A 6,461-nucleotide genomic window follows, 5' to 3' on the forward strand; every position below is an offset into this window, starting at 1 on the left:
TTTTTACACTTAGAATGGTTTTGGTACGTTGATTTAAGGGAGTATAACCTTACCATTCGGGCATATTTTTAAACATTTTAGATAAACTGCTAAGATACAGATTTTTCATGCCTTGAGATGTTAGACCACGTGAACAACTTCCTAACAAATCAATCACATACATTTCCGCAAATGACTTACAACGGTAAAAATTTCCATCCTCAAAAAGCCATGCCTCGTATTCACCATCCTGCGTTTGTTGAAATGGCAATAAGATACGAGTTAAATATTCTGTAATATTAATGACACTGTTTTTAAATTCTTTATGCAGAGGTAAAGTACCACGGCTAAAATAACCAATTTCAGATTCATCTTTTATATTCACCACATCTAAGATGTTGCCTCGTTCCTCACCTGTCAATTTAAATAATTCAAAATAGTTTACATAGTGATAATGGTTCTGTTCTGCTTGAGCTAGGCTTTGAGGATTTTCAATATAGTCTTCCTCATCCATTTCTATAATACTGTGATAAGCTCTAAACCCTTTTTTATCTTCTTTAAGATAACTTATATTTTCAATTTTAGATAAAGCAGAATATGTTAAAAAGTCATAAGTGAAATTCTTGGAAATTTCTATTCCACCAGCCAATACAAAATCTTTATATGATTTTGGTAAAACTATTCCTAAATCTTTTTCTTTTTTATCTAACTGGTTTTGTATAGCTACGACATCAAAATGTCTTATTAAGTTCAAATATTCAGCTTTTAAATGACTAAAATCACTTGCATCAAATTCAGGATTTTCTTCTTTAAAATTTTCATAATTATCAATAAATTCTATAAAAAATTGTTGCCATATTTCAACTGTACCGATATACCCTGAATGTATATGTCTTAAAGCGGTTGTTGGAAAATTCATTTTTTGTTCCATTATATTAAACTCTTATTTATCTGGATCTGGACCATGTGAGGTTTTAATTTTCCCTTTTTCCGTCCAATAAAAACTCATTGGCACCATACTATGAGAAAGTACAATATATTTTTCACTTGAAGATGTGCCATCAGATTTTAACATTCCATCTAGTAAACGCCCACCATCTTGATTTTTGAATCAATTTGACTATTTTTTCATGCTGTCAATGTGTAAGTCCTAGTTGATAGGATGCAATATAAACACATCAAACGCTATCAATAAATTTTGTTATAATAACAATATCATGCATAGTTTATCGTAGTTACTTCATACAAATTTATGAGTCTTACAGAATCAAGAGTACGGCAGGCAAAACCTAAGGAAAAAATTTACTTTTTAGCTGATGACGATGGTTTAAGCTTAAAAATAGATCCGAATGGAAGAAAGTCTTGGAGCTATCGTTATTCGATAGAAGGCTCTAAAAAAAGACCTAGAATTAAATTGGGTCTTTATCCTTTCATGTCATTAAAAGATGCTCGATCTGCACGAGATGAATACAAACTCAGTCTAGATACTTCTTATATTTCAATAAATAAAGAATTATCTTTCCAAGATGTCTGTGAAGAATGGTTAACTTTTAAAATAAAAAATTCTTTTGAAGATAAACCTCGCTGCGGTGTTATAGAGTTAGCTAAAAAATGTTTAACTCAAGATATTTACCCACATATTCATGATTTATCGTTTAGCCATGTAAAACGATATGATCTTGTCATTATCATTAAAAATATAGAATCACGTGGTGTAAAAGAACCTGTTAAAAAAGCATATAGTTATTTAAAACAAATTTATGATTATGCTGTGGCTATGGGGTATTGTGAATATAATATTGCAAATGGTCTGAACAAAATATTCTTAAATAATAAAATTAAGAAAAATTATCCTTATTTAAAATCAGATGATTTATCTGAATTTATAGATAGAATCAGTCAGTTAAATACAGACCCTATTATAAAAAAAGCTTTATGGTTAAAGCTTTATACTGGCGTTCGTGGTTCAGAGCTTTTACTTTGTGAACCCCATCATTTTGATTTAGAAAATAAAGTATGGAAAATCCCCGCGCTTCATGTCAAACAATTCAGAAGAAAAGTTATTTTAGGATATGATATTCCTGACTTTTTAGTACCTTTATCTACTCAAGCTATAAAAATTATAGAATCTGCTTTAGTGTGGTCGCACGGTGAAAAGTATGTATTTTACAGTCCTCGAAACCCAAATCAACATATTCATTTTAATACATTAAATAGTTGTATTAGAAAAATGGGATATAATAAAACTGAATTGTCCTCTCATGGTCTAAGATCTACTTTTAGTACAATATTAAATGATTCAGGACTATTCCAATCGAGTTGGATTGAAGCTCAACTTTCACATACTGATAAAAATAAAACACGAGCAAGCTATAATCATGCTGAATATTTTAATCAACGTAAAGAAATGATGCAGTGGTGGGGAGATTATATTGAAAAATACAGTTCAATTTAATTTATATTTTTGATCAATTTAGATTTCTTAAATACCACTTAAATGATATTAACTTATAATTAATTGCATCTTAAAATTCATTTAGCTCTATCAAATCCATCAAAGATAAAAGTAAATAGGTTTTATCCCTAGAGTTATCCACAGAAATTGCGGATAATTTAAGAACATTTATACTTGATAAATAAAATAAAAAATATATTTTGATTCTTTTTTAATCTAAAATACCCAATAAGTATAATATATCTATCCAAAATAATCAGACTTCTAATTTGACTATCTCCTTTTATTCATTGTAGTAGTATTTAAATCTAACGTGTTGTCCATTTATCTTCATATCTTGATTCTATCTTATAGTTCAATTAAATTTTCAAGCGATCTAAATTAAAACAGACAGGCTATTTAAAATATTAAAAATAAAAAATTTTCAAATCATTCAATATAGATCAAATTTACTACTGAATATTAAATTTAATTTCTTTTAATAATGTATGGTTTTTAAAAAATGAGTTAGAATATCAACTCAAATCAATAGTATTTTAAATACTATTAACTTCAACTTTCAGTTGAGTGTTGTGTATTCTAATATATTAATTTACAAGGGATAAATAATGGATAAGTTACAATGCATGGATGCATTTGTACGTGTGGCAGAAAGTGGAAGTTTTATAAAAGCAGCAGAACAATTGGGTGTCACTCGTTCGGTCATTAGTAGCCGTATTCAACAGCTAGAAAATTTTATTAAAGCCCCTCTCTTTCATCGTAGTACGCGCTCTGTGCGTTTGTCAGATATTGGTGAGCGTTATTATCATGAATGTGCCGATATTATTAAGCGTTTTGAATTTTTAGCAGATGAAATGGCACATGCCACCTCCAAAATGCAAGGACGTTTACGCATTCATATGGCGCCAGGTTTTGCGATTGATCATTTTGGTCATCTACTTACGATTTTCTTGAAAGAATATCCTGATTTAAATATCGATATCGTGGTTAATGACCGAATTATCGACCCAATTGCAGAAGGCTTTGATATTGTTTTTCAAATGTTCCCACCTACTGGTGAAAGCTTAGTCGAAAGAAAACTGTTTAATGTGAATCGAGTGCTTTGCTGTTCGCCTCAATATCTCAAAAATATTGAACCAATCCAACATCCTGAACAATTAAAAGACCTCCCTCTAGGCTATTATTCGGGTTATCCAACCCGAAATCGCATTCAATATTTAGAAGGGACTGAATTTAAAGACATGGAAATCAATATTCATGTTCTTTCTTCTTCTGTGCACTTATTACGTGATTTTGCTCTAAGTGAAGGAGGCGTAGTCTGCCTCCCAACCTTGGTTTCACATAAGCATATTATGAATCAACAACTGGTCACGATTTTACCTGAATATCCTTTATTGAATTACGGCTTACGTGCAGTCTTCCCTGCCAACTCAAAAAACTTATCTAAAATCAGAAAGCTTTTAGACTTTTTATTGGCTCGGTTAGACACTATTCCTACTTGGGATGTTGAATTGATTAAAGCTCAACATTTATCTGAAAAAGTTAAACTCTTTCAATAATCAAAGCAATGCCTTGACCTACACCGATACACATTGAGCACAGGGCATATTTACCACCTGTTGCTTCAAGCTGATTCAGTGCTGTAATCACCAGACGCGCACCCGATGCACCAAGTGGATGACCCAAAGCAATCGCACCACCATTTGGATTGACTTTTTCTGAACCATCGGCAATGCCTAGGTCACGGGTCACAGCCAATGCTTGTGCTGCAAAAGCTTCGTTCAGTTCAATCACATCCATTTGCTCAAGTGTTAAATCCGTTTGAGCAAGCAATTTTTTGATCGCAGGTGCAGGACCAAAGCCCATAATGCGAGGTTCAACCCCAACTGTTGTTGCACCAATCACTTTGGCACGGGCTTTTAAACCATACGTTGCAACTGCATTATCAGAAGCGATGAGGAGCGCTGCTGCACCATCGTTAATGCCTGAAGCATTGCCCGCAGTGACTGTACCTTCAGCTTTCACTACAGGTTTTAACTTGGTTAACGCTTCAATCGTGGTTGCACGAGGATGTTCATCTTTTGCCACAACAATGGCATCGCCTTTGCGCTGTGGAATGGTCACAGCGATAATTTCTTTGTCAAAGAAACCGTTTGCCTGTGCCGCCGCAGTACGTTGCTGACTGGTCAAAGCGAACTGATCTTGATCGGCACGGTTAATGTTGAATTGCTCAGCCACGTTTTCTGCAGTTTGAGGCATGGTTTCAACACCATACATTTCTTTGAGTTTTGGATTGATAAAACGCCAACCCATGGTGGTGTCTTCAAGCTTTTGTGCACGACCATAAGCAGATTCAGATTTACCCATCACAAATGGGGCACGAGACATGCTTTCTACACCACCTGCAATAATCAAATCTGCTTCACCTGCTTTAATCGCACGTGCTGCCATTGCCACAGCATCCAGCGATGAACCACATAAACGGTTGACTGTGGTTGCAGGCACTTGGTATGGCACACCTGCAAGAAGTGCAGACATACGACCGACGTTACGGTTGTCTTCACCTGCTTGGTTGACACAACCGTAAATCACATCATCAACTTTTTCCCAGTTCACAGATGGATTACGTTCAATTAAAGCTTTAATTGGCAATGCGCCTAAGTCATCTGTACGTACAGGTGCAAGTCCGCCTGCATAGCGGCCGAATGGGGTACGGATGGCATCAATAATGTATGCGTTTTTCATAGAAATCTCTTTCTGAAGTTCCCTCTCCTTTGAAGGAGAGGGTTAGGGAGAGGATGTTTTAGGTTCCCCTCATCCTCTTGCGCTTCGTTCATCTCAAAGGGGGAAGAAAATTCCCTTACTCATTTGAAGTGATTTAACTGTTCTTATAATTCTTCTTCTAAAAAGGAGAATTATTGATTCCAATTTTTACCTCCCTTAATCCCTCCTGAAAGGAGGGAGACTTTCCAATGAAAAATAAATATTTATTGGTCAAAGTCCCCCTTTGAAAAAGGGGGATTTAGGGGGATTCTGTATATTTCTAAAGTGTCTTAAACCGTCGCATCAATCAATGTTGCACCCGTCAACGACTGCAATTCTTCAAATGAAAGACCTTCCACTTTTTCAATCACTTTCATGCCTTCAACAGTGACATCAATCACGCAAAGGTCAGTGTAAATACGGTCTACACATTTCAAACCTGTAGCTGGATAAGTTAGCTCCGCAACGATTTTCGGCTCGCCTTTTTTGGTCACATGATCGGTGGTAATGAAAACTTTTTTCGCACCAACGGCTAAGTCCATTGCACCGCCAACCGCAGGAATTGCATCAGGAGCACCTGTATGCCAGTTCGCCAAATCACCATTTTCAGCAATCTGGAAAGCACCTAAAACAGCGATATCCAAGTGACCACCACGCATCATGGCAAATGAGTCACCGTGATGGAAGAAAGCACCGCCATCCAGTAAAGTCACAAATTCTTTACCTGCATTGATCAGTTCAGGGTCACGATCTTCTTCAGCAGGTGGTGGACCAAAAGCCAACAAACCATTTTCAGAGTGTAAAAATACGTCTTTATCGCTTGGTAAATAGCTTGAAATTTTAGTCGGTAAACCAATGCCTAAGTTGACATAAGCACCATCAGGAATGTCTTGTGCCACACGCTCAGCAATTTGATCACGGCTTAATTTTGTATAACTCATTTTAAATTCTCCGTAGCCAATTATTGAGCAGGTTTTACTTGTACAACATGTTGTACAAAAATACCTGGTGTGATGATATGTTCAGGATCTAAAGCACCCAACTCGACAACTTCAGACACTTGTGCAATGGTCACGTCTGCCGCCATTGCCATGATTGGACCAAAGTTACGTGCAGATTTACGGTATACGAGGTTACCCCAACGGTCGCCTTGTTGTGCTTTGATCAGGGCAAAATCCGCTTTGATTGGATTTTCTAAAACGAAATCTTTACCTTCATAGTTTAAGGTCGGTTTGCCTTCAGCAAGCAACGTCCCAAAACCTGT

At 35.7% G+C, this 6,461-nt stretch carries 7 protein-coding genes; 2 read left to right on the top strand and 5 right to left on the bottom strand.

The features are described from left to right. Positions 1 to 49: 49 nt before the first annotated feature. Both HX005_RS17840 and HX005_RS17845 read right to left on the bottom strand, forming a co-directional pair. Positions 50 to 898 (bottom strand): SMI1/KNR4 family protein, encoded by an 849-nt coding sequence (locus HX005_RS17840; RefSeq protein WP_286378375.1) that lies wholly within the window; start codon positions 896 to 898, stop codon positions 50 to 52. Between the two features lie 24 nt (positions 899 to 922). After that, on the bottom strand, positions 923 to 1,054 hold the full coding sequence (locus HX005_RS17845) for a hypothetical protein (RefSeq protein ID WP_286378376.1): 132 nt from the start codon (positions 1,052 to 1,054) through the stop codon (positions 923 to 925). Between the two features lie 177 nt (positions 1,055 to 1,231). On the opposite strand from HX005_RS17845, the gene HX005_RS17850 reads away from it, so the two are divergent. Both HX005_RS17850 and HX005_RS17855 read left to right on the top strand, forming a co-directional pair. Next, positions 1,232 to 2,434, top strand: coding sequence for a tyrosine-type recombinase/integrase (locus tag HX005_RS17850; RefSeq protein ID WP_286378377.1), 1,203 nt, complete (start codon positions 1,232 to 1,234; stop codon positions 2,432 to 2,434). Positions 2,435 to 3,042: 608 nt separating this feature from the next. Then, the gene (locus HX005_RS17855) at positions 3,043 to 3,993 is read left to right on the top strand and encodes a LysR family transcriptional regulator (protein ID WP_286378378.1); all 951 of its coding nucleotides are present in this window, start codon (positions 3,043 to 3,045) and stop codon (positions 3,991 to 3,993) included. On the opposite strand, the gene pcaF is transcribed toward HX005_RS17855, so the two are convergent. The 3 genes from pcaF to HX005_RS17870 form a co-directional block, all read right to left on the bottom strand. Then, positions 3,977 to 5,179 (bottom strand): 3-oxoadipyl-CoA thiolase, encoded by a 1,203-nt coding sequence (gene pcaF / locus HX005_RS17860; protein WP_286378379.1) that lies wholly within the window; start codon positions 5,177 to 5,179, stop codon positions 3,977 to 3,979. The two genes, HX005_RS17855 and pcaF, sit on opposite strands and share 17 nt — an antisense overlap. Positions 5,180 to 5,487: 308 nt before the next feature. Further along, complete coding sequence (locus HX005_RS17865; protein ID WP_286378380.1) at positions 5,488 to 6,138, bottom strand: 3-oxoacid CoA-transferase subunit B; 651 nt, start codon at positions 6,136 to 6,138, stop codon at positions 5,488 to 5,490. A 20-nt stretch (positions 6,139 to 6,158) separates the two neighbouring features. Next, the coding region (locus HX005_RS17870) for a 3-oxoacid CoA-transferase subunit A (RefSeq protein ID WP_286378381.1) at positions 6,159 to 6,461 on the bottom strand (303 nt) is incomplete at its 5' end.

The sequence above is a fragment of the Acinetobacter sp. R933-2 genome (genome assembly GCF_030325485.1).
Lineage (GTDB): Bacteria > Pseudomonadota > Gammaproteobacteria > Pseudomonadales > Moraxellaceae > Acinetobacter > Acinetobacter sichuanensis.